The following is a 25667-nucleotide window of genomic DNA, read 5'->3' on the forward strand; positions in this document are numbered from 1 at the left end:
AAAAAAGGGCCGGTTTTTAGACACCGGCTCTTTTATTCTTTCGTTTCATTTTGTTTGATATAGGTTGATAAAAGCATCTTTAATTCTTTGACTTCCGCCCGCAATTCTTTTATTTCTTTCGTATCTTCCTTTAAATCTCCTGTTTCTTCTTCAATTTCCTGAGAAATTTTTTGCGCGTTATTGACGATTTCACCGACGATCAGGTTGATCATGATAAAGGTCGTAATGACGATAAATGAGACGAAATACAGCCAGGACCAGGCGCTTTCGGCGAAGATCGGCCTGAAGATTCCGCTCGCCCATGATTCGAGCGTGAACGTTTGGAACAGCGTCAGAAAACTGAGCTGCAGGTTTCCGAAATATTCCGGCGCAATCGTTGAAAAGAACATCGTCCCGATGACGGCATAGACATAGAAAATGATCATCATCAAAATCAGGACGCTGCTGATGGTCGGAATCGCCATAAACAGCGCATTGACGATCCGCCTTAAAGACGGGATGGATGTGATCGTCCTAAGCACCCGGAGCACGCGGAAAATCCGAAGGACGCTGACGAAATTCGTGTTGTAGAGAATGAAACTGCCGGCGATGATAATAAAATCAAATATGTTCCAATTGTTTTTAAAGAAATGGTGTTTTTGCACCGATAGTTTAAGAGACAGCTCCACCGCGAAAATCGCTAAAAACAGGCAGTCTAATATAAAAAATATGTGTTGATACGGCTTAAAAAAAGCATAGGTTTCCAAACCTATGGAAATGGCATTCAGAATAATAACGGCCGTAATAAAATACTGAAACATCCGGCTTTCGACGAATGTGGAAACTTTTGTTTTAAATGAATGTTGATGAGTATTCACCTTGTTTTTTTGTCCTCCCGTTTTGTTTTCCATTTCTATGATACGTTACATGGACTGGCGAATGTCAAGTCAGTTCTTTTTTGTTGATCAACACTTAACGTTTACGTTAAAGTTTAAGAGTGATATCATATAACAATCAGTAAGAAGGCAGGAGGCTGTGGACGTGAACTGGATGAAGATTGATCAAATGGCAAAACGAAGCGGCTTGACCAAAAGAACGATCCGCTTTTATGAAGAAATCGGTTTGCTTTCTTCTCCAAAGCGGACGGAAGGCGGTGTCCGGCTATATTCCGAAGACGACTTGGAAGAGCTGGAAAAGGTCATCAGCGCCAAGGAAGTGTTGGGGTTTTCTCTCCATGAACTTCAGCAGTTTATGGAAACGAGCAAGCATCTTGAAATGCATAAAGAAGGGTATCTTTTATCATTGGACCAAAAGGAGCGAAAGGAAAAGCTTGAAGACATTCAAGCGATGCTGAATGAACAGCTCCGGATGATAGATGAAAAGATTGAAAAATTCCAATCATTCAAGAAGCGCCTTGAGGGCATGAACGAGAAAGCCCGGAAAGCGCTGGATAACATTGATTAAAACGCTATTTTTATAGCGTTTGTTTATTTGCAAAAAAGAAAGGTCTGATCTGTTATGAATGAACAACCATCGAAGAAATCAAGCATGTTGAAGCAGCCGAAAGCAGTTTGGGCCGTAGCATTTGCATGTGTGATCTCATTTATGGGGATCGGTCTGGTCGACCCGATCCTGCCGGCGATTGCCCGGCAGCTGGATGCGTCCCCCAGTCAGGTATCGCTGTTATTTACAAGCTATCTGCTTGTCACAGGTTTTGCGATGCTTTTGTCAGGGGCTATCTCAAGCCGGATTGGCGCTAAGCAGACACTCATTTGCGGTCTTATTCTGATTATTATTTTCGCAGGGCTCGGCGGATTTTCTCAATCCATCGCCCAGCTTGTCGGCTTTCGGGGCGGCTGGGGACTTGGAAACGCTTTGTTTATCTCAACCGCTCTTGCCGTCATCGTGAGTGTGGCGTCAGGCGGAAGCGCAAAAGCGATCATTTTATATGAAGCGGCTTTAGGACTGGGGATTTCCGTCGGTCCTCTGGCCGGCGGTGAGCTTGGAAGCATCTCATGGAGAGCGCCGTTTTTCGGCGTATCTGTTTTAATGGCGGTCGCGCTGCTGGCCATCTTCATTTTGCTGCCGCCGATTGCAAAGCCGCAAAAGAAAGTTTCTGTCAGCGCTCCGATCAGGGCGCTGCGTTATAAAGGGTTATTCACGCTGTCTGCGGCTGCCTTTTTGTATAACTTCGGCTTTTTTACTTTGCTTGCCTATTCTCCATTCGTACTTGATTTGAATGAAAGGGGCCTCGGCTATGTCTTTTTCGGCTGGGGACTGTTTCTTGCGGTCACATCCGTTTTCACCGCTCCGGCTGTGCAGCGCGTCCTTGGAACCGTCCGTTCTTTGATCCTGCTGTTTGTGCTGTTTGCCGCTGATTTATTGGCGCTCGGCATTTGGACGGAGCACAAGACTTTTGTCATCACAGCGATTGTCATTGCCGGCGGCATTTTGGGCATGATCAACACGATTTTGACCACCGCGGTCATGAATGCGGCGCCTGTCGAACGGTCAGTCGCTTCAAGTGCTTACAGCTCAATCCGTTTTATCGGCGGAGCGATCGCGCCATGGATCGCGGGAGTTCTCGCCGATCATTTCAGCGCGCATACACCGTATGTTGCCGGATGTATCGCAGTTCTTGCCGGGGTAGCCGTCTTAGCCTTCGGCCGCCGTCATTTGGCCGGGATTAGAGCAGGTCATTAAAAGAAAATCATCCTTGCATTTGCTGACGGGCCGGCGGTCGCCGTCTATACATCCTGTGAACGTTCACCCCGATGATCGGCTTACTAAAAAAACTTGTTTCCCTGCAAAGGAAACAAGTTTTTTTGTTTATAATACCTTCGTGGTCCAAGATTCACAGTTCCATGTTTCTGTTGCGATCTCGGTGTAAAATTCCGGTTCGTGGGAGATGAGAAGGACTGAGCCTTTGTATTCTTTCAAGGCCCTTTTCAGCTCTTCTTTTGCCTCCACATCGAGATGGTTTGTCGGCTCATCGAGAACGAGCAGATTCGTTTCCGAATTGATGAGCTTGCACAGTCTGACTTTCGCCTTTTCGCCGCCGCTTAACACGGACACCTTGCTTTCAATATGCTTTGTCGTCAGTCCGCATTTCGCAAGCGCTGCCCGGATTTCATATTGTGTGAAGGAAGGAAAGTCGTTCCACACCTCTTCAATACATGTGTTGTTGTTTTTTTCTTTGACTTCCTGTTCGAAATAGCCGATATGAAGGTATTCCCCGCGTTCGACTTCACCCGACAGCGGCGAAATTTCGCCGAGCAGGCTCTTCAGGAGCGTCGTTTTTCCGATGCCGTTCGCCCCGTACAAAGCGATTTTTTGCCCGCGCTCCATTCTCAAGTTTAACGGTCTGGATAGCGGTTCGTCATAGCCGATGACGAGATCTTTCGTTTCGAAAATCAGCTTTCCGGATGTCCGCGCCTGTTTAAAGTGAAATTCCGGCTTCGGCTTTTCTGAAGGGAGCTCGATCATGTCCATTTTGTCGAGCTTTTTTTGTCTGGACATCGCCATATTGCGCGTGCTGACGCGCGCTTTATTGCGGGCGACGAAGTCTTTCAGCTCGGAGATTTCCTGCTGTTGTTTTTTGTAGGCGGCTTCAAGCTGCTGCTTTTTGACCTCATACACTTCACGGAATTGATTGTAGTCGCCGGCGTAGCGTGTCAGCTGTTGATTTTCCACATGATAGATGAGATTGATAACGCTGTTTAAGAACGGGATGTCGTGCGAAATCAGAATAAACGCGTTATCGTATTCCTGCAAATACCGCTTGAGCCATTCGATGTGCTGCTCATCCAGGTAGTTTGTCGGTTCGTCCAAGAGAAGGATGTCGGGCTTTTCAAGCAGCAGTTTGGCAAGCAGCACCTTTGTCCGCTGTCCTCCGCTTAAATCTGTGACATCCCTGTCAAGACCGAGGTCTTGAAGCCCGAGACCGCGGGCGATTTCTTCGACTTTAGCATCTATCGCGTAAAAATCGTTGTTGTCGAGCGCGTCCTGGATCGTGCCGACTTCTTCAAGCAGCTTCTCAAGCTCATCGGGATCAGCCTCTCCCATTTTCCCGTAGATGGCGTTCATTTCTTCTTCCATCTCGAATAAATAGTGAAAGGCGTTTCTCAGCACATCGCGGATCGTTTGTCCGCGCTCCAGCACCGTATGCTGGTCAAGGTAGCCGACCCGGACTTTTTTTGACCATTCGACTTTGCCTTCATCAGGTTCAAGCTTTCCAGTAATGATATTCATGAAGGTCGATTTTCCTTCACCGTTTGCCCCGATGAGACCGACGTGTTCGCCCTTGAGCAGGCGAAAGGAGATATCTTGAAAGATCGCCCGGTCGCCAAAACCGTGGCTCAGCTTTGTGACTGTAAGTAAACTCATGTTTTGCACCTCAAGTTGTAATCTGTATTCTATAAGATTATATCGAACCATTGGGGGACAATAAAAGAAAAATTGCGCTGCCGTCTCTGTTTTGAGATACTAAGAGCAGAAACAACCTGAGGACAAAGGAGATAAACATGACGGAAAGATGGCCATTTTTAAATAAAGCAAAACCGTTTATTCAAGAAAATTGGAAGGCGGCAGGTTTTCACGAACCGACGAATGTGCAAAAAACCACCGCCGCACCGATTTTAGAGGGGCGTGACGTGATCGCCGAATCACCGACGGGAACGGGAAAAACACTCGCTTACGTCCTGCCGCTTTTAGAAAAGCTTGAGGCGGATCAAAAACACGTCCAGGCTGTGATCCTCGCCCCTTCCCGCGAGCTTGTCATGCAGATTTTTGATGTGATCACAGAATGGAAGAAGGGCTCGGATATCAGAGCTGCTTCTCTTATCGGGGGAGCCAACATCAAAAAACAGCAGGAAAAGCTGAAAAAACATCCGCACATTATTGCGGGCACACCGGGACGGGTGTTTGAGCTCATTAAAATGAAGAAGCTGAAAATGCATGAGGTGAAAACGATCGTCCTTGATGAAACAGACCACCTGCTCACCCCGGAGCATCGCGGCACGATTGCAAACATCATCAAGTCGACGCTCCGCGACCGGCAAATCCTCTGTTTTTCCGCGACTTTAAAACAAGACGCTGAACGGGAGCTCCGTGATATGACAAAGGATGCGGAGCTTTTCAGAATCAAAAGAACAAGCGAGGAATCCGCAAAAGTCAAACACCAATTTCTCGTCTGCGATCAGCGGGATAAAATTAAGATGTTGCAGAAGTTCTCAAGGTTCAGCGGTTTTCAGGCGCTCGTTTTTGTGAAGGACATCGGCAATTTAAACGTTTACGCCGAAAAATTGAAGTTTCACCATGTTGATGTCGGCGTCCTGCACAGTGAAGCGAAAAAAATCGAACGGGCCAAGATCCTAGAAGCGTTTGAAGCAGGCGAGTTTCCGCTGCTTTTGGCGACGGACATCGCAGCGCGCGGCATTGATATTCAAGATTTGCCATTTGTGATCCACGCCGATTTGCCCAATGAAGATGGCTATATCCATCGTTCGGGGAGAACGGGCAGGGCCGGAAATGAAGGAACGGTGATCAGCCTCGTCAACCGAGTGGAGGAAGAAAGGCTGAAAAAACTCGCGAAGAAGCTGGGGATCGATCTTCAGCGGATTGTCTATGAAAGAGGACGAATTATTGAAAAATAGCAGAAGGAGGCTTTGAAAAGCCTCCTTTTTTTATTGAAGCTGAGCCATTTCAGGTTCGGCGACTTTAATGAGCTGTTTGCCGAGGTTATGTCCTTTAAACAAGCCCAAAAATGCTTCTGGTATGCGCTCAAAGCCTTCGGTAATCGTTTCTTCATATTGAAGCTGTCCGCTTTTCAGCCACTCGGCTAACTGTTTGGCGCCTTCCGGAAAACGTTCGCGGTAATCATTGACGACAAATCCCTTCATCAGGGCGCTTGCTTTAATTAAAGCCGTTTGAACGCGCGGGCCCATGTCATCCTTTGCACTTTCGGCATTGTAGGAAGATATCGCTCCGCAGACCGGGATCCGCGCAAATTTGTTGATTAGGGTAAGCACGGCATCTGAAATGCGGCCGCCGACATTGTCAAAGTAGACGTCAACACCGTTCGGGCATGCTTCTTCAAGTGCTGACGCGATGTTTTCCGCCGTGTTATAATTGATCGCTTCATCAAATCCGAGCTGTTTTTTCAAATATGCGGTCTTTTCATCAGAACCGGCGATACCGATGACCCGTGCGCCTTTGATTTTGGCGATTTGTCCGACGGCTGAGCCGACCGCTCCGGCTGCTCCTGAGACGACAACTGTTTCTCCTGCTTGCGGCCGGCCGATGTCAAGAAGCCCGAAGTAAGCCGTCAAACCTGTCATGCCGAGGATGCCAAGATAGGCTGTGACAGGGGCGAGGGAAGGATCGATTTTCCGCAGGTTTGTTTCCGGTACTGCGGAATATTCCCGCCAGCCCAGATTCCCTAGTACAACATCTCCCTTTTGCAGCTTGTCTCCTTTTGCAGCTATCACTTCGCCGATCACGCCTCCGGTGATGACCTCATCAAGGGCAAAGGGCTCTACATACGATTTCGCATCCTGCATTCTTCCCCTCATGTAGGGATCGACTGAGACATACAGCGTTTTGACAAGCGCTTCCCCGTCTTTTGCTTCCGGAATGGCTGTTTCTTTAAATCGAAAATCATCGATGACAGGAAGCCCTTGCGGCCGTCTGGCAAGCTCAATTTGTTTTTGCAGCATCATGATTCCTCCTTTTCTTCATAACCTTATCATTCCAAACTGCGCTATTGCAAAACATCCCCCGGTTAAAAAAAGGACTGCCGCAGGACTGAATCCGGAAGAAAAAGGTGGTAATCCGCGGCGTTTTTTACATATTGCTTGGCATCTTCTCTGGAGGCCTTAATCATTTCTTTTGTAATGAAGGGAAGCAGTGAAAAAAGATAAGACGCTAAAACGTCTTCCGTACTGTGTGCCGTTCTGTTTTCCGGATCGCCGATATTCATGATGATCGAGAAGACATAATCAATATTGATGCCGAACTTGCGGGCCGCAAAGCTTTCAAAGATATGCGTATCCGTCTCTTGATGCCCTTCGCTTAAAAAAATCTGCTTGGCTAAATCGCTGATGATCCACGCGTTGTATTGCTGCTCCTGTGAAAAATAATTCAAGCGAAACATCACTCCTTGAATGCCTTGTCCTTTTTTAAACATGTACCTGAAACAGCGGCCCGACGAAACCTGATCCTGAAAATGTATCACAATTGTAATATTGTTACGGCAGAGCATTGGCTTGTTTACTGCTGATGACAGCGGGTATTTGGCAAATACAGCATCAAAAAAGGAGGAGATTCGGATGAAACCGGTAGTACGGGAATATACAAATGATGAACAGCTTATGAAGGATGTTGGGGAGCTCAAAAGGATCGGCGTCGCCAGGGAAGACATTTATGTACTTTCACATGACGACGACCGGACGGAAAGACTCGCAGGCAACACGGAGATCAATACAATCGGACCAGAGGAGACGGGGATTAAAAATGCAGTCGGCAATCTGTTCCAGAAAAAAGGGGACGAGCTCCGCAATAAAATGCATGAGATCGGCTTTTCAAAGCAGGAGGCCGAGCAGTTTGAAAAGCGGCTCGATGAAGGGAAAGTGCTCCTGTTTGTCACAGACCATGACAAAGTGAAATCCTGGGTGTAACGTAGGCTGCCGACATAAGTCGGCAGTTTTTTTAATAAAATAAAATTTGAATGGTATCGTGAAAGGAGTAGAATAATAAGCGGAAAATATGAATAGGAGGAGAAACTTGTGGCTACAGAAAAAGACACAGCACAAAAACCAGCAGTTAAAATCCTTCCTCTTGCCGTTACGATTTTAGCCGGAGCGGTCATTTGGCTGATTCCGCCACCAGGCGGATTGGATCCGAAAGCATGGCACTTATTCGCTATTTTTGTAGCAACGATTATCGGCTTTATCTCCAAGCCGCTGCCGATGGGGGCAGTCGCGATATTCGCTTTGGCGATGACGGCCCTTACCGGAACGCTGTCGATTGAAGACACGCTCAGCGGGTTTGGCAATAAAACGATATGGCTGATCGTGATCGCATTCTTTATTTCACGGGGCTTTATTAAAACCGGTTTAGGCGCGAGAATCGCCTATTTATTTGTGCGGATCTTCGGCAAAAAAACGCTCGGATTATCGTATTCGCTGCTTTTCAGCGATTTGCTTCTCGCTCCCGCGATCCCCAGCAACACCGCAAGAGCGGGGGGCATCATTTTTCCGATCATCCACTCGCTGTCCGAGACGTTCGGTTCAACACCGAGGAAAGGAACAGAGCGTAAAATCGGGGCATTTTTGCTGAATGTCGGCTTCCAGGGGAACTTGATTACGTCAGCGATGTTCTTGACGGCGATGGCGGCGAATCCGTTAATCGCCAAGCTTGCTCACGATGTGGCGGGCGTCAATTTGACCTGGACAAGCTGGGCCGTTGCGGCGATTGTCCCGGGACTCGTGAGCCTGATCGTGACACCGCTTGTCATCTACAAACTGTACCCGCCCGAAATTAAAGAGACGCCGGATGCGGCTGGGATTGCGACCGACAAGCTGAAGGAAATGGGGCCTTTTAAACGCTCGGAATTGTTTATGGTCATCGTGTTTTTCCTTGTCCTTTTTTTATGGATCTTTGGAGGCAATGCTCACATAGACGCCACGACAACGGCTTTGATCGGGCTGTCGGTCTTGTTTTTGACCCAGGTCTTGACCTGGGACGATATTAAAAAAGAGCAGGGTGCATGGGATACGCTCATATGGTTTTCGACTTTGTTAATGCTGGCGACATTTTTGAACAAGCTGGGTATGGTCGGCTGGTTCAGCGATATGATGAAATCTTTTGTTTCCGGTTTTTCCTGGATCAGCGCATTCCTGATTTTAATTCTAGTCTATTTTTACTCGCATTATTTCTTTGCCAGCGCTACAGCCCATATCAGCGCGATGTACTCGGCATTTTTCGCCGTCATCGTCGCCGCGGGTGCGCCGCCGCTCTTATCGGCTCTCACCCTCGCGTTTTTCAGCAACCTTTTCGGCTGTACGACGCATTATGGCGCAGGGGCAGCCCCTGTTTTTTTCGGAGCCGGTTATATACCGGAAGGAAAATGGTGGTTCATCGGCTTTATCCTGTCGATCGTTCATATCGTGACATGGCTCGTTGTCGGCGGATTATGGTGGAAAGTGCTGGGTATATGGTAAAATGAAGAAGACGGGAGACATCCTGTCTTCTTTGTTTTTGAACTTGAAAGGTGTGTAGTGTATGTTGTTTGTTGATTTGTTGATTCCCGGTATCATCTTATCTTTTATCTACTTTCTGTATGACGTTGTCAAAAATCGAAAAAGGACAAGCTTTTTCAGAAAAATCGTTTTTGCCAGTTTCCTCATTTACTTGTGCGCCGTCTTTCAGCTGACGATGGGCGGAATTCATGTTCCTGATCAGGAATTCGCAGCGATCGATGCTCAGCTCATTCCGTTTTATTTTGTGGGCGACTTGTTTCAAATGTATCAGGCGGCCGGATTCGACTGGTTTTTTTGGCATGCCGCCCGCCTCACGTTTTACAATGTATTGCTCCTCGCACCTTTAGGTGTTTATCTTTCGCTTTTATGGAGACATCTATCTATTAAAAGCGCGGCCATCCTGCTGTTTTTGACGAGCTTTTTCATCGAATGTCTGCAGCTAGTCCTGTCAGCGGCGGGAATGATCGCGGTGAGAACGTTTAATGTTGATGATTTAATCCTGAACACGCTTGGCGGTGTCATCGGTTTTTGCCTCTGTACATATATGCTTCGCGTCATCGGGAAAAGGCTTCCTGCGAAAAATCTCTATATTTAGTTTGAGCTAAAACTGAACGCTGAAGCTTTTAAATTCATGAATGCCTGTTCCATGCCTGGCCAAACGGTGTTTTTTTAGATGATGTGCGGCGCGCCCGGCTTCCTTTAAAATATCGGGGGCAAGTCCAAGCTGATGGTGTCCGCCAAATACTTTCTTGACCTGCCTGAGGGTGGATATTTTTTCAAGAGAGCAAACCAACTGGCAGGGATCAGTCGTTGGATAGAAAGCGTAGACGGGGGCTCCCGAATATAGAAGGTCGCCGGTGAATAAAAAGCCCGTCGTTTCATCGAAGACAGAGATGTGCCCTGGAGAATGCCCTGGTGTATGATAAATGATCAGCGGCCTTGAGCTCCTGCCGAGCACATCGCCGTCTTTTAGAACGGCTGTCGGCTCTCCTTGATACGGAGTATAGCTTTCAGGGGAAAAGGTCTCAGGCACCGGTTTTGTAATGTCACGTGAGACATCGCGGCGGATCTGTTCAATGGGAAGCCCTTTGATTCCGTCTGTGAGCCATTCCTTCTCGGCTTCATGAACATAAATGCAGTCATATTCCCCGTGGCTTCCGATGTGGTCCCAATGCACATGGGTTGTAATTACTTTGACGGGCAGGCTTGTCAGCTTGTCCGTTATCTTTTTAATGCTGGAAATGCCAAGGCCTGTATCGATTAAATACGCTTCATCCGCTCCCAGAAGCAAGTAGGAATGGACATGCTCCCAATGGCCGTCCTCGCTGATCGCAAATGTATCCCCGCCCAGATCTGTCACGGTAAACCATGAATCATCAATCACCGTTTTTCCTCCTTTTGGATATCGTTTTTTTAAATGTATCATGGGGTATCTAAAAGAAAAAGCACATATTAAGGTGTAAAAGGCGCACACTAATGGTTATATGAACAGTAAGCGTGGTGAAATCATGAGTGATCCTTATATGCCGCTGACTTCGATTAAAAGCGGTGTTTTAGAGGAGTATGCTGAAGGAGTTTACGGGTTAACCGTTCAGATTGTAAACGTCTATTTTATTTTTGATCCTGATACGCGTGAAGCCATTTTGATCGATGCGGGAATGCCTCAATCTGCTTCGTCCATCTTAAAGGAGGCGGAGGAGCGATTTGGGAGTGATTTTTGCCTGAAAGCGATCATTCTGACACACGGGCATTTCGATCATGTCGGCGCATTGGAAGAGCTGTTGGACAAATGGCCGGTTCCCGTATACGCCCATCCGAAAGAAATGCCGTATTTAACGGGAAAAGCGGATTATCCGCCCGCCAAGCCGGAAGTAAAAAGCGGGCTGGTCGCCAAGCTTTCACCATTGTTTCCACGGCATTCCATCAATATTTCATCCCATGTCAAGCCGCTTGACGAAGACGGCTCCGTCCCATTCCTTTCCGGATGGAAATGGGTGGAGACACCAGGTCATACACCTGGACATGTTTCGCTTTTCCGGCAGTCAGACAGAACATTGATCGCGGGTGATGCCATTACAACCGTTGAGCAAGAATCCCTTTTTGAGGTGGCGATCCAAAAGCAGGAGCTAAACGGACCGCCCGCATATTTTACGATGGATTGGCCGCAAGCGGCCGATTCGATTCGCAAGCTGGCTGATCTCGGACCGGCGTCTCTGTTGACCGGACACGGCGTACCGATGAAGGGAGACGACTTTTCCCGAGAGCTTTTCAGCCTGTCCGACCACCTGCCTGCTTCACAGTCGTAAAGGCTAAAACATTCGGTTCTGCCGAATGTTTTTTAGTGAAAAATGGACCATTTCATTTATCGCAATTCATCAAGGTCCCGTCTGTATATGTGTACCAAATGATTCATTTTCTGAAATTTTAGACAAAAAATGCGCATGTTTCATTTATAATGCAGGTATTCAGGAAAGGAGCTGAGGAAAGATGAACATGCCAAAACGTCTGCAAGCTTTTCTGGGGATGACGATTTTGTTTGCCGGACTGCTGCTCTCCGATGCGGTTCATGCCGCCGAAACCCCTTACTACGGAAAAAACTACACTCAGCCAGATCAATTGTCTTCACTGTATCCAGAGCCTGAAGAAACCTTTCAAACACCTGCTTTTGTGAAAAAAGGGGAAGCCTTTACGACACAGGAAGAAATGATGAAGTTTATACACAGACTGACAAAAAAAAGCCCGTATGTCAAAATGAAAAATCTCGGTTCTTCAATTGAAAAAAGAAAGATTCCGGTGCTTTATTTTACGAAAGACGAGCGCATTCGCACGATATCCAAAAAGCCGACCGTTTGGCTTCAGGGGCAGATTCACGGAAATGAACCAGCCGCCGGAGAAGCGTCTTTGGCAATGGCCGAGAAATTAGCCGGGCCATACGGTGAGCAAGTCCTTGAGAAGGTCAATGTCATCATCGTGCCGCGAGTGAATCCTGACGGTTCCTATCACTTTAACAGGAGGCTGTCGAGCGGAATCGACGGAAACAGAGACCATGTAAAGCTTGAGTCTCCCGAAGTGCGCGCCATCCATAAGGAATTCGCGAAATTCTCGCCTGAGGTCGCGATTGACGCTCATGAATACGGCGTCGGACAAAACGAATTCCAACAAATCGGTGACAAAGGGGCGTTAAAATACCACGATATTTTGATTTTATCAGGGAAAAATCTGAATATCCCGGAACCGCTGAGGGATGCAGCTGACAGCCTCTATGTGGATGGAGTCAAGGAAAAGCTTGATGAAAAAGGGTTCTCAAATGATTCCTATTATACGACCGGCAAAAGCAAAGCCGGGAAAATAGAGATTTATGAAGGCGGTACAGAGGCGAGAATCGGGCGGAACGCGTTTGCCCTTCAGCCAGCTCTTTCCTTCCTGGTTGAAAGCAGGGGAATCGACATTGGCCGCGAAAATTTCGCACGCAGAGTCGCCGCCCAAGTGGCCGCGCATGAGACCATCATTGATACGACGGTCAAGCATGCGGCCGAAGTCAAGCATCTCGTCGCCGCAGAAAAACGAAGGCTCATCCAAAAAGCGATAAAGGCAAATGACGAGGATCAGGTCGTCATCAAAAGCGAATTTGCCGGACCATTTGCAGATACGCTCAAAATGGCTGATATCGCCTCAGGACAAGCCATCGATGTGCCAGTTCAATATTACAGCGCCAGCCAATCTGTTCCAACGCTGTCGCGTACACGGCCGACGGCCTATCTCGTTCTGCCGGGGCATGAGGAAATCGATCAGAAACTGCAAGATCAGGGGCTTAAAGGCGTGACGCTGAAGTTTAAGCAAAAGCTCACCGCCGAAGCTTATCAGGTTGTCTCCAAGGAAACGGCGGGGGAATCCGAAGGCCGGCCTGTCGTAAAAGTGGACACAAAACTTAAACTTAAGACAAAAGAGTTTCCAAAGGGAACAAAAATCTATTTCACCGCTCAGCCGCAAACCAACCTTTTATCGATCGCGCTTGAGCCTGAATCGGTGGACAGCTTTGTCAGCACAGGCTATATTTCGTCTGAAATAGGCAAAGAGCTCCCGATCTTTCGCTTTATGTCCGAGCAAAAGACGCTTCATATTCAAGAATAAAAAGCGGCATCCGTCATTTGACGGATGCTTTTTAGCGGTTTTTTGTCATTTCATACAGAAAGGTTTTAAACATTGCCGGAAACCTATACAATAAGTATCAGTTCTTTAGATCAGGAAGGAGAGAATCCGGTTGGAGGCACATGAAGAACGATGGAATGAAGCAAAGGCCTTCATTGAGCAATGTTACGGAGAGCTGGCAAAATCCGAAGAGGAAAAAAAGCTCCGTTTACATAACATACAAGAGGAAATCAAGAAAACGGGAAGCTACACACACACGCGGGAAGAAATCGAACACGGCGCTCGAATGGCCTGGAGAAACAGCAGCCGCTGCATCGGCAGGCTGTTTTGGCATTCTCTAAACGTCCTTGATCACAGGGACGTCCGAACAGAGGAAGAGGTAAGGGATGCGCTCTTTCAACACATTCAATTGGCGACAAACAGCGGGAAAATCAAACCGTTTATTACCATTTTTCCGCCTGAGCAAGACGGGAAGAAAAAAGTGACCATTTGGAACCATCAGCTGATCAGGTATGCGGGATATGAGACGGAAGACGGCGTGATCGGCGACCCGGCTTCCTTGAAGCTGACAAAAGTCTGTCAGGCGCTTGGCTGGAAAGGCGAGGGAACGCCTTTTGATCCGCTTCCGCTCGTGTTTCAAGTCGAAGACCGTCCGCCAGTCTGGTATGAACTGCCAAGGGCGATTGTGAAAGAGGTGGCGCTCACACACCCTGAGATTGCCGCTTTCCGAGAGCTGGGCCTGAAATGGTATGCCGTCCCGATCGTTGCGGACATGAAGCTGGAAATCGGGGGGATTCATTATAATGCCGCCCCCTTTAACGGCTGGTATATGGGAACGGAAATCGGCGCGCGCAATCTCGCGGATACGGATCGCTACAATGTGCTCGAAAAAGTCGCGGCCGTTATGGGGCTTGATACAGTGCGGAATGCTTCGCTGTGGAAAGACACAGCGCTTGTTGAACTGAACAGGGCAGTCCTCCATTCTTATAAAAAAGCAGGTGTCAGCATCGTTGACCACCATACCGCGGCCAGCCAGTTTAAACGGTTTGAAGAACAGGAAGCCGCAGAGGGAAGGGAGCTTGCTGCAAGCTGGACATGGCTGATTCCGCCGCTATCGCCGGCATCGACCCATATTTTTCACAGCTATTATGAGGATAGAGAAGTCAAACCAAATTATTTCTATCAGGAAAAGCCCTATGAAACAATGAAATGGGAAGAATAAGGACGTTGTCAGCTTATGCATATTCGCTGAAGATCAGGGAAGCAAATAAAAGAGGCTGTCCGGGAGTACGGACAGCCTGATGTTTTGCTTTTAACTATTCGGCATGAATTTTTAAAACAGCCGGATGTCCATCATCCAGCCTTTATCCATTCATGCCGTTTTCTTTCCGGAACAGCATATAGGAATAGAGATAAGGTGCAAAAACGGTAAGCAAAATGATGGGCAGTATCAGATTTTCGCTTAAAGAAAACAAGCCGTTTGCCGCGATTAGAAGCCCTGCTGCGGTAAATACCTTCGCCGCAAATCTGTGGGTTTTTTTCCAAATCGCATCACTGCTCAATGTCCACGGGTTTTTGATTCCAAAGAAGAAATTGGAGCGGACTCTCGGAAGGTAATTGCCGATGACGATGAGAAGAGCGCCCACCAGTACCGGCACGATGCTTCCCGTCGGCAGGTCATAGCCGAGCCCGGTCATCACGAGCAGCAGGTTGATCAGGGAAAAGATCAGCAGCATGGCGTTGATGATGAGATGATACGTTTTTGCAAAAAGCTGATAGTTTTTTCGGCGCGGGTCGATCTTTGGCGTCAGGATCATTAAGATATACATAAAAACAAGCAAGGCCATCATGGTGAGCATCGCTTCCGTTTTTGAAGCGTATCTGTCAACCTCGCCCGAGAATGACCAATGGATGGGAACTTGATTGGACATGCGCGGATAAGTGATCGCCCACATCAAAAGGTTAGCTAAAATCATAGACAGTGGAAATAAGTGCTTCTTCATTTTGTATCCCCTTCGTTCTGATCTGTTTGTTCAGTAAAACTGAATGCCCAGCTGATGATGTCTTGAAACATGGTGGTATTCAATGAGTAAATGATGAACTGGCCTTTTTTTTCATCCTGGATTAATTCGGCCTGTTTTAAGATTTTCAAATGCTGAGAAATACTCGGCTTTGACATTTGAAAATGCCCGGAAATTTCACCGGCGGTCAAATCCCGGTCTTTTAAAAGATTCAATATTTGTCTTCTCGTCGGATCAGCTAAAGCTTTAAAAGTTTGATTCATGTCAAGCATTCCTTAATTCGATATTTAGTTAATTAATTAAATACTAAAATAAAAAGGCGATGAAGTCAATACATCAATAAAAAATCCGCCATTGGCGGCGGATGTTGTATGGGGGTTAATAGCTGATATTAAATTTTTGATAGCCATCGATGTGTTTTGTTTCTTCCACTTTCACGTTCGTTACTTTTGAGAATGGACTTCCTTTTTGTACGGCATTTAAGAAATGTTTCAGGCTTTCCTCAGGCCCTTCGGCACGGATTTCCACAGCACCGTCGTCAAGATTCCGCACCCAGCCGGTTAGTTTGTGTTTGTCTGCTTCCATTTGCACGAAATAGCGAAAGCCGACGCCTTGGACCCTTCCATCGACGATGATTCGATATTGAAGCATAGGAACACCCCTTTTCTTCTATGCTATCATATTTCCCAATTTCAGATCACGGCATAGACATGATCGAATTGAATCGTTACAATATGAAAATAAAGGAAGGGCGTGAGGTTTTGGAAAATCAGAAATATGAGATTCTGTCGATTTACGTTGGACAGCCGGATACATACGAATTTGCCGGAAAAAAGGTAGAGACGGCGATTGTGAAACAGGCCGTCGACAAGCCCGTGTTTTTGGGCCGCACGAACTTTGACGGAGACAGGCAGGCCGATCTCGTCCACCATGGCGGAGCCGATAAAGCGGTTTGCGTCTATCCGGCGGTTCATTATGCATACTGGGAGGAGGTTCTGAACAAGAAGCTTCCTCAGGCGGCGTTTGGAGAAAATGTGACCGTACAAGGCTTAACAGAAAAAGATGTGTGCATCGGCGATACTTTTAAGCTTGGAGAAGCTCTTGTGCAGATCAGCCAGCCGCGGCAGCCGTGCTTTAAGCTTGCCAAAAAACTGAATGAAAAAGATATGGTATTGAGAGTGAGAGAAACAGGTTACAGCGGATTTTATTTCAGGGTATTGCAAGAAGGGATCGTCGCGCCCCGAGCGCAGCTGGAGCTCGTCTCCCGCGATCCACACGAGATGACCGTCTCATACGCCAACCATCTGATGTATCATGACAGGAATAACAAGCCCGCCATCCAGAGGATTTTGGAGGTCGAAGCTTTGTCAGACAGCTGGAGAGCTTCCTTTTTAAAGCAGCTCACAGCTTAAAAAATGCCGTGCCCAGTGGCACGGCTATTTCAAACGAAACGTTTATTTTTTCATGCTGTCGAACAGATTGGCTAAAAAGTGTGCTTTATAGCTTTGAAGCTTTCTTCCTTCATACTTCGTCATCCCTAGCTTTTTCAGTTCTTCTACATACCAGCCTTTGCTTCCGTAATGCATGGCAGAAAACTCCCTTCTATGATTCGATGCAATTGGCATTCTAACATCTATAGAAAAACGTTGAAAAGGGGTGGGCGACAATTTTCTAAAACTGAGTCTTTCGTCCTAATTCGGGAGTTTGTCTGCGCATGGTGTCATTGGTGTGTCAGGCTGACGATGATCATCACAGCAATCGAAATGCTGAGAACGATTCCGATGTATTTTAAATAGCCGTTCTTTTTTTTGTGGGCGTATACCGTTAAGAACACGCTCTCGATCAAAAAGATCAGCCCGATGATGGCAAACAGCATAACAAAAGGGCTCCTTTCGCACATTCTGTTTTTTATTTTAACATAAAAGCCCGGACCTCTCCGGGTCCGGGCCTTAAGCGTCTCGGCAAACCCTCGCATTCGTTGCGAGGCCTGCAAGGAATCATACTGACAGTATGAGAAAATCAATCAAGCTGTGTTAAAATGATCGGTTCGTCTTTTGTGATGACGATCGTATGCTCGATCTGCGCGACGAAGCTTCCGTCGGGCGTTTTGAACGTCCAACCGTCACCGGCTTCTATAGTATGTTCGGCTTTTGTTGAAACAAACGGCTCCAGGGCGATGACGGTTCCGTTTTTAAACAATGCATTATCAAACGGATCGAAATAATTTAAAATATGGTTCGGCGCTTCGTGGAGGCTTTTGCCAATGCCGTGTCCCGTCAGATTTTTAATGACGGTAAATCCGTTTGCTTTCGCTTCATTGTATACGGCTCTGCCAATTTGGTTTTGCTTTTTGCCGGCCCGCGCCTGCAATAGGCCTTTTTGAAATGCGCTCTCAGCACATTCGCACAGCTTGTGCAGCGTTTCATCCCCTTTTCCCAGAACAAAAGAAATGCCGGTATCTGAGTAGTAGCCGCCGAATTCTGCCGAAATGTCGATATTGATCAAATCGCCTTCTTGTAAAATGGTCGATTTGCTCGGGATGCCGTGGGCTACTTCATCATTTACACTGATGCATGTCGTTCCCGGGAAATCGTATTCCTTTTCCGGAGCTGAAGCTGCTCCGTGGGCTTCAAGCACTTGTTTTCCAATGAGGTCAAGCTCTTTTGTGCTCATGCCGGGAGCTGCTTTTTCCTTCATTTCCTCCCGTGCCAAAGCGACGATTCTGCCGATTTTTTTGAGCCCTTCAAGCTCTTGGTCATTCGTTACAATCACGATTCATTCCCGCTTTCTTTTTTATATTCCAAATCAAGCTTACCATATCTGTTCACGAAAAAGGAACAGCTCCGGCTTCAAGACAAAAAAACGCCCGCCTTCCATGAGGAAAGCGGGCGCTTGACGATTACTGTCCTGAATCTGAATTTGTCGTTTTCGATGCATCAGATTCCGATGTTTTCGGGTTATGGTTTGTATAGTCGTAGTCGCTCGGATCGATTGCTTTGAAGCCTTTCGGTTTGTAGAAGCGCAGCAAATCTCCGTCGACGATTTTATCGGACATTTCGAGCTCTTTTTTCACCGATTCTTCGATGTTCGGATCGATGTCTTTCTCGTTCAGAAGCTCTCCTGTCTTCGTATCATAGTAGTGTCCGTTCGTTTTCGTGTACTCCGGAGAAACGAAGTCGCCGTTTCTGAACGGAATCACTTCGCGGTGTTCAGGCGACAGAAGGTCTGAACCGCTCATCAAGTAATCTTTCGTGTTCACGCCCATTAAATGAAGCAGAGTAGGGGCTACATCGACTTCGCCTCCGTATTTATGGGATTTGATTCCCTTGACCCCAGGCGCATGGATGAACAGCGGAACCCGCTGTAATTGCGCGTTTTCATATGGCGTGATCTCTTTGCCCAATACTTTGGACATCGCTTTGTTGTGGTTTTCCGAAATGCCGTAATGGTCCCCGTACATGACAACAATCGTATTGTCGTATAATCCGGCTTTTTTCAGGTCGTTGAAGAATTGTTCAAGCGCCTGATCCATATAGTGGGCCGATTGGAAATAGTGGTCGACGACACTGTCTCCGGTGTCACCGGCCGGGAAGTCTGTATCGCCTTCATCCATTTCGAATGGGAAATGGTTTGACAGCGAAATGAACTTCGTATAGAAAGGCTGTTTCAGGCTCTTTAACAGCGGCATTGATTCTTTAAAGAACGGCTTATCCTTCATGCCGTAGTTTTTCGTTTTATCTTCGCTCATATCGTAGTACGTAGCGTCAAAGAACTTGTCATATCCGATGGCTTTATACATTTCATTGCGGTTCCAGAACGTTTTGTAGTTGCCATGGAACGCCGCTGATGTATAGCCTTGGGATTTTAAAATGGCCGGTGCCGACTGCAGCGTGTTTTGCGCTTTATTGATGAAGACAGACCCTTGTGCTAAAGGATACAGCGAGTTGTCCATCATAAATTCGGCATCTGATGTTTTACCTTGTCCAGTCTGGTGGAAAAAGTTGTCAAAATAAAATGTTTCATCATCATGAGCCAGCGAGTTTAAAAACGGCGTCACTTCTTTGCCGTCAAGCTTATAGTCAATCAGGAACGTCTGCAGCGATTCCATGGAAATGTATACGACGTTCATGCCTTTCGCTTTGCCGAAGTATTCGGCATTCGGTTTGTCCTGGTTGGCTTTAATATAGTTCTCAACTTCCGTCACGTCGCTGGAGCTGGCCAGGGCGCGCTGGCTGTTTGACTTAATGTTTTGCACCGCATCATAAATCGTGAAGTTATAAGTTCCCAAGTATTTCACAAGATAGTTGCGGTCAAAAGAACGGGTGAGGAGCTCGGGACGGTCCATCTCCGCAACCGCGAGATTGGCGAGAAAGACCAGGACGCTTGCACCCATGACAATTTTAAACGGTCTTTTCGTGCTTGTTTCAGAAGGCCTGTTATAAAATACGGCCAAACCGATTAAAATGATAGTATCGATGAAATAAAACACATCAAGCGGATGCATCAGCGAGAATATGCTGTCTCCGAGCTGCCCCCCGTTTGTTCTTGCCTGCATGATCGTAGGCAATGTGATAAAGTCGCTGAAAAATCTGTAGTATACGATGTTTGCATAAAGCAAAAAAGACATTAAAAAATGAATCACTATAATCGCTGTCTGCTGTATTTTTTTCTTGAACAAGAGTCCCAATCCAAGAAAGAACAAGCTTGAGCTAATCGGATTCACAAAAAGCAAAATCTGTTGAACTGTGTTGGTTATTCCTAAATTAAATTCAATTACATACGCAGCATAAGTTTTTAGCCATAGCAATATGGCGGCTATCAGAAAGAAGGCAAGGCCCCTCTCCTTAATAAATCTTTTCAATTGTTACACTCCTTTTTTCCGGATCAGTATAAAACCATCGGAACGAAAGAAAAAAACGAATGTATAAAATATACCATGAAATGCCGATTTAGAAAAGCGGAAACTCAAGCGGCCTAAATATCAGCAAAACGCCCGGCAATATTGCATTTTTCACGTCCGGAAAGGTGATCTGGAAATATTTTGTGCTTCACATATATTGGCGGAAGGGTGTTTTTGTGGCAGACTGATCATAGTATATGAACGACAAAGGGGGATTAGACCATGGATTTTGCGAGCATCATATCGGAGGACAAAATTAAGCAGGCGATGAAGGACGGGGAATTTGACAATCTTCCCGGAATGGGCAAGCCGCTCAGAAAAGATGAGGCCCAGCATGTGCCCGAGCATCTTCGCATGGCATACCGGATCATGAAAAGCGCCGGTATGGCAGGAGACGAAGGGGCGCTGAAAAAAGAGATGATGACGATTGACGAGCTGATAGCCAAATGCACGGATGAAAACGAGCGCGAGCGTTTAATGAAGAGAAAAACGGAAAACCAGCTCAAGCTCGACAGGCTCGCCGACAAAAAAGGAATGTTTTCCAAGCCGGCGTCCGCTTTTTATAAAGATAAAATATACGGACGGCTGGGGCGTTCATAAGGCGGAGCCCCGCCGTTTTTTTATGTCTGCTCCACCTCTTTCGATCTGGAAGTCGAAGGAATCGATAGGTATGATGACGAACCCTATTCATATGTGATTGCTGCAAAAAAGGTTTATGTTTCTTCATTTGTGGTAATGACACATAAACGAACAAAGGGTGATAGGATGGACATACTGTTAACATGGGTACAGCGTATATCTGATTGGCTTTGGGGGCCGCCTTTAATTGTGTTGCTGACGGGGACAGGATTGTATTTGACGGTCCTGCTGAAATTTTTTCAGTTTCGTTATCCTTTATACATTTTCAAACAGACGATCGCAAGCGTAGGGAAAAAGCCGAAGGGAGAAGGGACGGTCACACCGCTGCAGGCCTTGACATCCGCTCTCAGTTCGACGGTCGGCGCCTCAAACATTGTCGGTGTGCCGGCGGCCATTATGTTCGGCGGTCCGGGAGCGGTTTTTTGGATGTGGCTGATCGCGCTGTTTGCTATGGCGATTAAGTTCTCGGAAAGCGTGCTTGCTGTTCATTACAGAGAAAAGAATGAAGACGGCGAGTTTGTCGGCGGACCGATGTACTACATCACAAAAGGCTTGCGGATGAAATGGCTTGGCGTCTTTTTTTCCGTCGCACTGATCATTGAGCTGGTTCCAAGCATCATGGTGCAAGGAAATTCGGCCTCTGTTTCATTGGCGCAAACCTTTTCTCTCAATAGAATCTCCGCCGGAATCGGAATTGCCTTTTTGATCGGCCTGGTTGTCATCGGGGGGATCAAACGGATTGGAAAAGTGACAGAGCTGGTGGTGCCGCTTATGGCAGGGGCATATGTGGGGGCGGGTCTCCTCATTGTCCTCACGAATGTGTCAGCAGTGCCCGCTTTTTTCTCTCTCATCTTTTCGAATGCGTTTACCTCTTCATCGGCATTGGGGGGATTTGCAGGAGCAGCCATTGCCGAAACCGTCCGCTGGGGGTTTGCCCGTGGCCTTTATTCAAATGAAGCCGGAATGGGCACAGCACCGATCGCCCATGCAGCGGCAATGACCGACCACCCGGTGAGGCAGGGCTTCTGGTCTGTCATCGGCATTGTCGTTGACACCCTGCTGATTTGCACAACGACAGCTTTTGTCGTTCTCTCATCAGGGGTATGGACAGGGGAAAACGCCCTGCAAAACCCGGCGGCGCTGACCGCGGATGCTTTTCGCAGCTATTTTGGCAGCGGCGGGGAATATTTCGTGTCGATTTCGCTCGTCTTCTTCGTTTTATCAACGATTACGGTGATTATTTTTTACGGGGTTAAGCAAGCCGAGTTTTTGTTTGGCAAGATCGCGGGACATGTGCTTAAGCTGGTCTATCTGGCGGCCATTATCATCGGCGCGGCAGGCGGAGCGAAGGTGATTTGGGGCTTTCTTGACCTTGCGCTTGCGTTCATTTTGTTTCCGAATATCATAGCGGTGCTGCTCTTAAGCAGGAAAGTCAGATCTTTATACGATGAGTTTTTCACATCAGAAAAGTACTATTTGAAAGATATCGGAAAGCAAGAGAGCGTTTACGAAACGCAGCAAAAGGTAAACAATTCTTAGCGATCGGCGAGACGGAAAATGAAAAAGGGATTTAGCCATGGATTTTACGAGTTTAAGCATAGGAGAATCATGAATAACGTTGGCATGGCAGGAGTCGAAGGGGCGCTGAACAGAATGTGCGGATGAAAACAGCGCGGGCGTGAGCTTGAGCTTAGCTCGGCAGGCTCGGTTTCCAAGCCCGTGTCCGCTTTTTGTAAAGATAAAAAACGGCTGGGGCGTTTAAGCGGTGCCCCGCCGTTTTTTATCTTGCTCCAACAAGAGGTGAGTCCAGCATAAACTTGCACTGAAAGCAAAAATCATTTCTGTAATATGTAATGTTTGATCATATATCATACATTTATCATTGCAGGATAGAAATGTCTGTTCGCGATCATACTATTGGAAAGAAAATTGCTGGAAGAGGTATAAATATGCTTGAAAATGGTGTGATTTCAGCAAGACAATTTCAGGTATTGGTTTTTTTATTTACCATAGGCAGCTCTGTCTTGTATATCCCTGCGTCACTTGCTGCCGAAGCCAAACAAGATGCCTGGATTTCATCCGTATTTGGAGTGGGGATTGGGCTGTTGATTGTGAAACTTATCACTTCAGTTGCAAAACCTTACCCTGATTTGAATTTTGCTCAATATACGGAAGTGATTTTCGGAAAATGGCTGGGAACGTTGATTAATTTGGGCTTTTTCTTTAATTTTTATTTGATTTCCGCCTTTGTTCTTCGGGATGTTGGTGACTTTCTATTAACGCTCATTCTCCCGGAAACGCCTCTGCCATCCATTTTAATCATGTTTCGTTGTGATTATAGGTATTCGTTTAGGGCTTGAGACATTGGCCAGGGCGGCGGAAATATTTTATCCGTGGTTAATCCTTTTGCTGTTGTTACTTTTGATTGCACTAACGCCTCAGTTTCAACTTTCCAATATACAGCCTTTTTTTGAGAGCGGAATAAAAGCCACCGTTCGCGCGAGTTTTCCGTTTATTGCAGTCCCCTTTTTTCAATTTTCTGCGTTTCTTATGATCATTCCTTATGTTCAAAAGAGGAAAGAAGTCGAAAAGAATTTCTTTTTAGGAACGTGTAAAGCAGGAATACTATTAATTCTGATTACAGTCATTTCCATAGTCGTTCTTGGTGTAGATATGACAGCAAGGCATTTTTATCCGACTTATGCGCTGTCAAAAAAAATTAATATCGGCGATTTTCTGCAGCGTCTTGAGCCCGTCATGGCGGGCATCTGGTTTGTTTCTATCTTCTTTAAATTAGCCGTTTGTTTCTATGCGTCCGCTTTGTCTCTTGCTCATACCTTAAAGCTCAAGAATTACAGGGTTTTGACATTCCCTTTAGGTATGATATTGGTCGTTCTCTCCATCATCGTTTACCCGAACATCGTGTATACCAGTGAGTTTATTAAATGGATGTTTTTTTATTTTGGAACGATGGGGTTTGTCATTCCGATATTCGTATTGGGAGTATCAAAATTTAGAAGGCAAAACCATTGACCTTGATCCGCTTTTGTTAGAATTCCCATCGTACAGAGTGCGGTGCGGCTTTTTTGCACGTATATGACAAGCAGTTTGAAAGCAGGCCTTCTCGAGAGAAGCGCTCCTGCTTTTTTGTTTTTTATGGGGAGCGGTCGGTTTTTTTATTTATGAAAGCGCTACAAAAAATATGTTGACTACTTGTATATACAGGATTACAATATAAGCATAACATGTATATACAGGTCAAACGAGAGAAGGAGGGTTTGGAATGGGGGATTTCAAACAACCAGTGCGTCAAATCGTCGATGCAGTCGGCGGTGTGGATAATATTGCAGCAGCAACCCACTGTGTGACGCGCCTGCGGTTTGCATTGATAGATGAAAGCAAGGTTGATCAAGAGTTGCTTGATCAAATTGATGTAGTCAAAGGCTCATTTTCAACAAATGGACAGTTTCAAGTGGTGATCGGCCAAGGGACAGTCAATAAAGTATATGCGGAGCTGGTCGAAGAAACCGGTATTGGCGAGTCGAGTAAAGATGAGGTGAAAAAGGCCTCTGAAAAAAATATGAATCCTTTACAGCGTGCTGTGAAAACGCTTGCGGATATATTTATTCCGATTTTGCCTGCGATTGTGACAGCGGGATTGCTGATGGGGATCAATAATATTTTAACGGCGCAGGGCATTTTCTTCAGCAAATCGATTGTCGAAGTCTATCCGCAGTGGGCGGATCTCGCCAATATGATTAATTTGATTGCGGGCACGGCTTTTACTTTTCTGCCTGCATTAATCGGGTGGTCAGCTGTCAAACGCTTTGGCGGCAATCCGCTGCTCGGTATTGTGCTTGGTGTGATGCTCGTTCATCCCGACCTGTTAAATGCGTGGGGATATGGCGCAGCAGAGCAAAGCGGAAAGATCCCGGTCTGGAATCTCTTCGGTCTGGAGGTTCAGAAAGTCGGCTACCAGGGACAGGTGCTGCCGATTTTGCTTGCTTCTTATATGCTGGCCAAAATTGAACTGTTTTTAACAAAGCGGACACCTGAGGGCATACAGCTCTTGGTTGTTGCACCGATCACGCTCCTTGTCACAGGATTTGCTTCATTTATCGTGATCGGCCCGATTACATTTGCGATCGGCAATTTGCTGACATCAGGCCTGATTGCTGTCTTCGGCAAATTTGCCATACTGGGCGGACTGTTGTATGGCGGCTTATACGCGGCGCTCGTGATCACAGGTATGCACCATACATTCCTTGCAGTCGATCTTCAGCTGATCGGTTCCAAGCTCGGCGGTACATTTTTATGGCCGATGCTGGCGCTTTCCAATATCGCACAAGGATCAGCAGCGCTTGCCATGATGTTTATCGTCAAGGATGAGAAGCAGAAAGGTCTCTCTTTAACCTCGGGCATCTCGGCATATCTCGGCATTACCGAACCCGCGTTGTTCGGTGTGAATCTCAGATATCGTTTCCCGTTTGTGATCGCGATGATCAGTTCAGGGCTGGCCGGAATGTATATTTCCTCACAAGGGGTTCTGGCAAGCTCTGTCGGAGTCGGCGGTGTGCCCGGCATTTTCTCTATCATGGCCCAGTATTGGGGCGCATTCGCGATTGGGATGGCGATCGTGCTTGTGGTGCCGTTCGCCGGAACATACGCTTATGCTAAATTAAAACAAAAATAACAGCAGGGGAAGGAGCGTGTTTTGCC

25 protein-coding genes and 1 pseudogene are annotated in these 25667 nt (G+C 46.8%); 14 read left to right on the plus strand and 12 right to left on the minus strand.

The features are described from left to right. Positions 1 to 32 precede the first annotated feature (32 nt). On the minus strand, positions 33 to 857 hold the full coding sequence (locus P3X63_RS04190; protein WP_277692496.1) for an ion transporter: 825 nt from the start codon (positions 855 to 857) through the stop codon (positions 33 to 35). 163 nt (positions 858 to 1020) lie between these two features. Here P3X63_RS04190 and P3X63_RS04195 point away from each other — a divergent pair, with 163 nt between their 5' ends. Beyond that, complete coding sequence (locus P3X63_RS04195; protein ID WP_026589618.1) at positions 1021 to 1443, plus strand: MerR family transcriptional regulator; 423 nt, start codon at positions 1021 to 1023, stop codon at positions 1441 to 1443. Positions 1444 to 1497: 54 nt separating this feature from the next. Beyond that, entirely contained in the window at positions 1498 to 2682 is a 1185-nt protein-coding gene (locus tag P3X63_RS04200; RefSeq protein WP_026589617.1) for an MFS transporter, read from the plus strand. A gap of 126 nt (positions 2683 to 2808) precedes the next feature. Here the strand turns inward: P3X63_RS04200 and P3X63_RS04205 are convergent, their stop codons facing one another. Further along, positions 2809 to 4365, minus strand: a complete 1557-nt coding sequence (locus tag P3X63_RS04205; protein ID WP_026589616.1) for an ABC-F family ATP-binding cassette domain-containing protein — start codon at positions 4363 to 4365, stop codon at positions 2809 to 2811. Between the two features lie 137 nt (positions 4366 to 4502). Between P3X63_RS04205 and P3X63_RS04210 the strand changes: the two genes are divergently transcribed. Next, the gene (locus P3X63_RS04210; RefSeq protein WP_026589615.1) at positions 4503 to 5633 is read left to right on the plus strand and encodes a DEAD/DEAH box helicase; all 1131 of its coding nucleotides are present in this window, start codon (positions 4503 to 4505) and stop codon (positions 5631 to 5633) included. 30 nt (positions 5634 to 5663) lie between these two features. Here P3X63_RS04210 and P3X63_RS04215 read toward each other — a convergent pair whose 3' ends face one another. Beyond that, the gene (locus P3X63_RS04215; protein WP_026589614.1) at positions 5664 to 6695 is read right to left on the minus strand and encodes an NADP-dependent oxidoreductase; all 1032 of its coding nucleotides are present in this window, start codon (positions 6693 to 6695) and stop codon (positions 5664 to 5666) included. 65 nt (positions 6696 to 6760) lie between these two features. Beyond that, positions 6761 to 7123 (minus strand): DUF3212 family protein, encoded by a 363-nt coding sequence (locus P3X63_RS04220; RefSeq protein ID WP_026589613.1) that lies wholly within the window; start codon positions 7121 to 7123, stop codon positions 6761 to 6763. A 184-nt stretch (positions 7124 to 7307) separates the two neighbouring features. Between P3X63_RS04220 and P3X63_RS04225 the strand changes: the two genes are divergently transcribed. The 3 genes from P3X63_RS04225 to P3X63_RS04235 all read left to right on the plus strand — a co-directional run bounded on the left by P3X63_RS04225 (position 7308) and on the right by P3X63_RS04235 (position 9834). Then, positions 7308 to 7655 (plus strand): YflT domain-containing protein, encoded by a 348-nt coding sequence (locus P3X63_RS04225; RefSeq protein WP_026589612.1) that lies wholly within the window; start codon positions 7308 to 7310, stop codon positions 7653 to 7655. A 108-nt stretch (positions 7656 to 7763) separates the two neighbouring features. Beyond that, complete coding sequence (locus tag P3X63_RS04230) at positions 7764 to 9200, plus strand: anion permease (protein ID WP_026589611.1); 1437 nt, start codon at positions 7764 to 7766, stop codon at positions 9198 to 9200. Between the two features lie 61 nt (positions 9201 to 9261). Next, complete coding sequence (locus P3X63_RS04235) at positions 9262 to 9834, plus strand: VanZ family protein (RefSeq protein WP_277692497.1); 573 nt, start codon at positions 9262 to 9264, stop codon at positions 9832 to 9834. 6 nt (positions 9835 to 9840) lie between these two features. Here the strand turns inward: P3X63_RS04235 and P3X63_RS04240 are convergent, their stop codons facing one another. Next, the gene (locus tag P3X63_RS04240; RefSeq protein ID WP_026589609.1) at positions 9841 to 10623 is read right to left on the minus strand and encodes an MBL fold metallo-hydrolase; all 783 of its coding nucleotides are present in this window, start codon (positions 10621 to 10623) and stop codon (positions 9841 to 9843) included. Positions 10624 to 10747: 124 nt separating this feature from the next. On the opposite strand from P3X63_RS04240, the gene P3X63_RS04245 reads away from it, so the two are divergent. From P3X63_RS04245 to P3X63_RS04255, 3 genes are all read left to right on the plus strand, one after another. Next, the gene (locus P3X63_RS04245; protein ID WP_277692498.1) at positions 10748 to 11545 is read left to right on the plus strand and encodes an MBL fold metallo-hydrolase; all 798 of its coding nucleotides are present in this window, start codon (positions 10748 to 10750) and stop codon (positions 11543 to 11545) included. A 181-nt stretch (positions 11546 to 11726) separates the two neighbouring features. Then, positions 11727 to 13370, plus strand: a complete 1644-nt coding sequence (locus P3X63_RS04250; RefSeq protein ID WP_277692499.1) for a M14 family metallopeptidase — start codon at positions 11727 to 11729, stop codon at positions 13368 to 13370. A gap of 130 nt (positions 13371 to 13500) precedes the next feature. Then, a complete protein-coding gene (locus tag P3X63_RS04255) occupies positions 13501 to 14610 on the plus strand; it encodes a nitric oxide synthase oxygenase (protein ID WP_026589606.1) in 1110 nt (369 codons plus the stop codon). Positions 14611 to 14752: 142 nt separating this feature from the next. Here the strand turns inward: P3X63_RS04255 and P3X63_RS04260 are convergent, their stop codons facing one another. From P3X63_RS04260 to P3X63_RS04270, 3 genes are all read right to left on the minus strand, one after another. Continuing rightward, entirely contained in the window at positions 14753 to 15391 is a 639-nt protein-coding gene (locus tag P3X63_RS04260; protein WP_026589605.1) for an SdpI family protein, read from the minus strand. Beyond that, complete coding sequence (locus P3X63_RS04265; RefSeq protein WP_026589604.1) at positions 15388 to 15672, minus strand: autorepressor SdpR family transcription factor; 285 nt, start codon at positions 15670 to 15672, stop codon at positions 15388 to 15390. The genes P3X63_RS04260 and P3X63_RS04265 overlap by 4 nt, the downstream gene beginning before the upstream one ends. 115 nt (positions 15673 to 15787) lie before the next feature. Beyond that, positions 15788 to 16060, minus strand: a complete 273-nt coding sequence (locus P3X63_RS04270) for an acylphosphatase (RefSeq protein ID WP_026589603.1) — start codon at positions 16058 to 16060, stop codon at positions 15788 to 15790. Between the two features lie 110 nt (positions 16061 to 16170). On the opposite strand from P3X63_RS04270, the gene P3X63_RS04275 reads away from it, so the two are divergent. Further along, entirely contained in the window at positions 16171 to 16821 is a 651-nt protein-coding gene (locus P3X63_RS04275; RefSeq protein WP_026589602.1) for an MOSC domain-containing protein, read from the plus strand. Between the two features lie 42 nt (positions 16822 to 16863). Here the strand turns inward: P3X63_RS04275 and P3X63_RS04280 are convergent, their stop codons facing one another. The 4 genes from P3X63_RS04280 to ltaS all read right to left on the minus strand — a co-directional run bounded on the left by P3X63_RS04280 (position 16864) and on the right by ltaS (position 20270). Further along, positions 16864 to 16995, minus strand: a complete 132-nt coding sequence (locus P3X63_RS04280; protein WP_277692500.1) for a YflJ family protein — start codon at positions 16993 to 16995, stop codon at positions 16864 to 16866. Positions 16996 to 17129: 134 nt separating this feature from the next. Continuing rightward, positions 17130 to 17285: a hypothetical protein gene (locus P3X63_RS04285; RefSeq protein ID WP_179115635.1), complete on the minus strand. Its 156-nt coding sequence runs from the start codon at positions 17283 to 17285 to the stop codon at positions 17130 to 17132. Between the two features lie 143 nt (positions 17286 to 17428). Further along, positions 17429 to 18181 (minus strand): type I methionyl aminopeptidase, encoded by a 753-nt coding sequence (gene map, locus P3X63_RS04290; protein WP_026589601.1) that lies wholly within the window; start codon positions 18179 to 18181, stop codon positions 17429 to 17431. A 127-nt stretch (positions 18182 to 18308) separates the two neighbouring features. Beyond that, entirely contained in the window at positions 18309 to 20270 is a 1962-nt protein-coding gene (gene ltaS, locus P3X63_RS04295; RefSeq protein ID WP_026589600.1) for a lipoteichoic acid synthase, read from the minus strand. A gap of 261 nt (positions 20271 to 20531) precedes the next feature. On the opposite strand from ltaS, the gene P3X63_RS04300 reads away from it, so the two are divergent. The 4 genes and pseudogenes from P3X63_RS04300 to treP all read left to right on the plus strand — a co-directional run bounded on the left by P3X63_RS04300 (position 20532) and on the right by treP (position 25641). Further along, on the plus strand, positions 20532 to 20909 hold the full coding sequence (locus P3X63_RS04300) for a DnaJ family domain-containing protein (RefSeq protein WP_026589599.1): 378 nt from the start codon (positions 20532 to 20534) through the stop codon (positions 20907 to 20909). A gap of 165 nt (positions 20910 to 21074) precedes the next feature. Further along, complete coding sequence (locus P3X63_RS04305) at positions 21075 to 22487, plus strand: alanine/glycine:cation symporter family protein (protein ID WP_277692501.1); 1413 nt, start codon at positions 21075 to 21077, stop codon at positions 22485 to 22487. A gap of 410 nt (positions 22488 to 22897) precedes the next feature. Then, a pseudogene (locus P3X63_RS04310) lies at positions 22898 to 23981 on the plus strand (GerAB/ArcD/ProY family transporter). 250 nt (positions 23982 to 24231) lie between these two features. Further along, on the plus strand, positions 24232 to 25641 hold the full coding sequence (treP, locus tag P3X63_RS04315; protein ID WP_026589597.1) for a PTS system trehalose-specific EIIBC component: 1410 nt from the start codon (positions 24232 to 24234) through the stop codon (positions 25639 to 25641). The last annotated feature ends 26 nt before the right edge of the window (positions 25642 to 25667 follow it).

Source organism: Bacillus sp. HSf4 (assembly GCF_029537375.1).
Taxonomy (GTDB): domain Bacteria; phylum Bacillota; class Bacilli; order Bacillales; family Bacillaceae; genus Bacillus; species Bacillus sonorensis_A.

Coding starts and splice junctions, on each gene's coding strand:
- P3X63_RS04200 (WP_026589617.1), top strand. CDS start 1,498: ATGAATGAACAACCATCGAAGAAATCAAGCATGTTGAAGCAGCCGAAA.
- P3X63_RS04205 (WP_026589616.1), bottom strand. CDS start 4,365: ATGAGTTTACTTACAGTCACAAAGCTGAGCCACGGTTTTGGCGACCGG.
- P3X63_RS04210 (WP_026589615.1), top strand. CDS start 4,503: ATGACGGAAAGATGGCCATTTTTAAATAAAGCAAAACCGTTTATTCAA.
- P3X63_RS04215 (WP_026589614.1), bottom strand. CDS start 6,695: ATGCTGCAAAAACAAATTGAGCTTGCCAGACGGCCGCAAGGGCTTCCT.
- P3X63_RS04225 (WP_026589612.1), top strand. CDS start 7,308: ATGAAACCGGTAGTACGGGAATATACAAATGATGAACAGCTTATGAAG.
- P3X63_RS04235 (WP_277692497.1), top strand. CDS start 9,262: ATGTTGTTTGTTGATTTGTTGATTCCCGGTATCATCTTATCTTTTATC.
- P3X63_RS04245 (WP_277692498.1), top strand. CDS start 10,748: ATGAGTGATCCTTATATGCCGCTGACTTCGATTAAAAGCGGTGTTTTA.
- P3X63_RS04250 (WP_277692499.1), top strand. CDS start 11,727: ATGAACATGCCAAAACGTCTGCAAGCTTTTCTGGGGATGACGATTTTG.
- P3X63_RS04260 (WP_026589605.1), bottom strand. CDS start 15,391: ATGAAGAAGCACTTATTTCCACTGTCTATGATTTTAGCTAACCTTTTG.
- P3X63_RS04265 (WP_026589604.1), bottom strand. CDS start 15,672: ATGAATCAAACTTTTAAAGCTTTAGCTGATCCGACGAGAAGACAAATA.
- P3X63_RS04270 (WP_026589603.1), bottom strand. CDS start 16,060: ATGCTTCAATATCGAATCATCGTCGATGGAAGGGTCCAAGGCGTCGGC.
- P3X63_RS04280 (WP_277692500.1), bottom strand. CDS start 16,995: ATGCATTACGGAAGCAAAGGCTGGTATGTAGAAGAACTGAAAAAGCTA.
- P3X63_RS04285 (WP_179115635.1), bottom strand. CDS start 17,285: ATGCTGTTTGCCATCATCGGGCTGATCTTTTTGATCGAGAGCGTGTTC.
- P3X63_RS04300 (WP_026589599.1), top strand. CDS start 20,532: ATGGATTTTGCGAGCATCATATCGGAGGACAAAATTAAGCAGGCGATG.
- P3X63_RS04305 (WP_277692501.1), top strand. CDS start 21,075: ATGGACATACTGTTAACATGGGTACAGCGTATATCTGATTGGCTTTGG.
- treP (WP_026589597.1), top strand. CDS start 24,232: ATGGGGGATTTCAAACAACCAGTGCGTCAAATCGTCGATGCAGTCGGC.